We start from the raw sequence: 2,751 nt of genomic DNA on the forward strand, positions 1-2,751 counted from the left end.
CGCCGCGTGAGTGATGAAGGTTTTCGGATCGTAAAGCTCTGTTGTTAGGGAAGAACAAGTGCGAGAGTAACTGCTCGCACCTTGACGGTACCTAACCAGAAAGCCACGGCTAACTACGTGCCAGCAGCCGCGGTACTACGTAGGTGGCAAGCGGTGTCCGGAATTATTGGGCGTACAGCGCGCGCAGGTGGTTTCTTAAGTCTGATGTGAAAGCCCACGGCTCAACCGTGGAGAGTCATTGGAAACTGGGGAACTTGAGTACAGAAGAGGACAGTGGAATTCCAAGTGTAGCGGTGAAATGCGTAGAGATTTGGAGGAACACCAGTGGCGAAGGCGACTTTCTGGTCTGTAACTGACACTGAGGCGCGAAAGCGTGGGGAGCAAACAGGATTAGATACCCTGGTAGTCCACGCCGTAAACGATGAGTGCTAAGTGTTAGAGGGTTTCCGCCCTTTAGTGCTGCAGCTAACGCATTAAGCACTCCGCCTGGGGAGTACGGTCGCAAGACTGAAACTCAAAGGACTTGACGGGGGCCCGCACAAGCGGTGGAGCATGTGGTTTAATTCGAAGCAACGCGAAGAACCTTACCAGGTCTTGACATCCTTATGACCTCCCTAGAGATAGGGCTTTCCCTTCGGGGACATAAGTGACAGGTGGTGCATGGTTGTCGTCAGCTCGTGTCGTGAGATGTTGGGTTAAGTCCCGCAACGAGCGCAACCCTTGATCTTAGTTGCCAGCATTAAGTTGGGCACTCTAAGGTGACTGCCGGTGACAAACCGGAGGAAGGTGGGGATGACGTCAAATCATCATGCCCCTTATGACCTGGGCTACACACGTGCTACAATGGACGGTACAAAGGGCAGCAAAACCGCGAGGTCGAGCCAATCCCATAAAACCGTTCTCAGTTCGGATTGCAGGCTGCAACTCGCCTGCATGAAGCCGGAATCGCTAGTAATCGCGGATCAGCATGCCGCGGTGAATACGTTCCCGGGCCTTGTACACACCGCCCGTCACACCACGAGAGTTTGTAACACCCGAAGTCGGTGGGGTAACCTTTTGGAGCCAGCCGCCTAAGGTGGGACAGATGATTGGGGTGAAGTCGTAACAAGGTAGCCGTATCGGAAGGTGCGGCTGGATCACCTCCTTTCTAAGGAATATGACGCTGTTTGTTTTGTTTAGTTTTGAGAGAGCNCCAGCCGCCTAAGGTGGGACAGATGATTGGGGTGAAGTCGTAACAAGGTAGCCGTATCGGAAGGTGCGGCTGGATCACCTCCTTTCTAAGGAATATGACGCTGTTTGTTTTGTTTAGTTTTGAGAGAACTCTCTCTATAATGTAAGGGGCCTATAGCTCAGCTGGTTAGAGCGCACGCCTGATAAGCGTGAGGTCGGTGGTTCGAGTCCACTTAGGCCCACCATTTTTTAATTACAGAACTTTTTTCGGGGCCTTAGCTCAGCTGGGAGAGCGCCTGCCTTGCACGCAGGAGGTCAGCGGTTCGATCCCGCTAGGCTCCACCAATTTTCCTCTGAATGTGTCGCAATATNNNTTTCCTCTGAATGTGTCGCAATATGTGATGCAAATCAAGAGTGATGTTCTTTGAAAACTAGATAACGTAAGTAATATCAAGATACATTCACAAGTATCGTTCATCTTAGTAATTTTCTAATAGATAACATTCGCTGTTATCGAACAACAACTGACAATTTATTGTCAATGGTTAAGTTATTAAGGGCGCACGGTGGATGCCTTGGCACTAGGAGCCGATGAAGGACGGGACTAACACCGATATGCTTTGGGGAGCTGTAAGTAAGCTTTGATCCAGAGATTTCCGAATGGGGAAACCCACTGCTCGTAATGGAGCAGTATCTTTACCTGAATACATAGGGTACTGATGGCAGACCCGGGGAACTGAAACATCTTAGTACCCGGAGGAAGAGAAAGCACACGCGATTTCCTGAGTAGCGGCGAGCGAAACGGACTATAGCCCAAACCAAGAGGCTTGCCTCTTGGGGTTGTAGGACACTCAACATGGAGTTACAAAGGACCGGGGTAAATGAAGCGACCTGGAAAGGTCCGTCATAGAAGGTAAAAACCCTGTAGTTGAAACTTCGTTCCCTCCTGAGTGGATCCTGAGTACGGCGGGACACGAGAAATCCCGTCGGAAGCAGGGAGGACCATCTCCCAAGGCTAAATACTCCCTAGTGACCGATAGTGAACCAGTACCGTGAGGGAAAGGTGAAAAGCACCCCGGAAGGGGAGTGAAATAGATCCTGAAACCGTGTGCCTACAAGTAGTTAGAGCCCGTTAATGGGTGATAGCGTGCCTTTTGTAGAATGAACCGGCGAGTTACGATCCCGTGCAAGGTTAAGTCGATGAGACGGAGCCGCAGCGAAAGCGAGTCTGAATAGGGCGAATGAGTACGTGGTCGTAGACCCGAAACCAGGTGATCTACCCATGTCCAGGGTGAAGTTCAGGTAACACTGAATGGAGGCCCGAACCGACTCACGTTGAAAAGTGAGCGGATGAGGTGTGGGTAGGGGTGAAATGCCAATCGAACCTGGAGATAGCTGGTTCTCTCCGAAATAGCTTTAGGGCTAGCCTCGAAGTAGAGTCTTGGAGGTAGAGCCCTGATTGGACTAGGGGTCCTCATCGGAATACCGAATTCAGTCAAACTCCGAATGCCAAAGACTTGTTCTTCAGGAGTCAGACTGCGAGTGATAAGATCCGTAGTCAAGAGGGAAACAGCCCAGACC

General features: G+C 51.0%; 2 tRNA genes and 2 rRNA genes. All 4 read left to right on the forward strand.

The features are described 5' to 3' along the window. Positions 1–1,147: ribosomal RNA gene (locus K9B36_RS16795) — 16S ribosomal RNA — on the forward strand; the annotation flags it as partial. Between the two features lie 191 nt (positions 1,148–1,338). Further along, positions 1,339–1,415, forward strand: a tRNA-Ile gene (locus tag K9B36_RS16800). A 24-nt stretch (positions 1,416–1,439) separates the two neighbouring features. Beyond that, positions 1,440–1,515 (forward strand) — tRNA-Ala (locus K9B36_RS16805). A 198-nt stretch (positions 1,516–1,713) separates the two neighbouring features. Continuing rightward, positions 1,714–2,751: ribosomal RNA gene (locus K9B36_RS16810) — 23S ribosomal RNA — on the forward strand; the annotation flags it as partial.

Origin of the sequence: Sutcliffiella deserti, from assembly GCF_020037475.1 — a bacterium.
GTDB lineage: Bacteria > Bacillota > Bacilli > Bacillales > Bacillaceae_I > Sutcliffiella_A > Sutcliffiella_A deserti.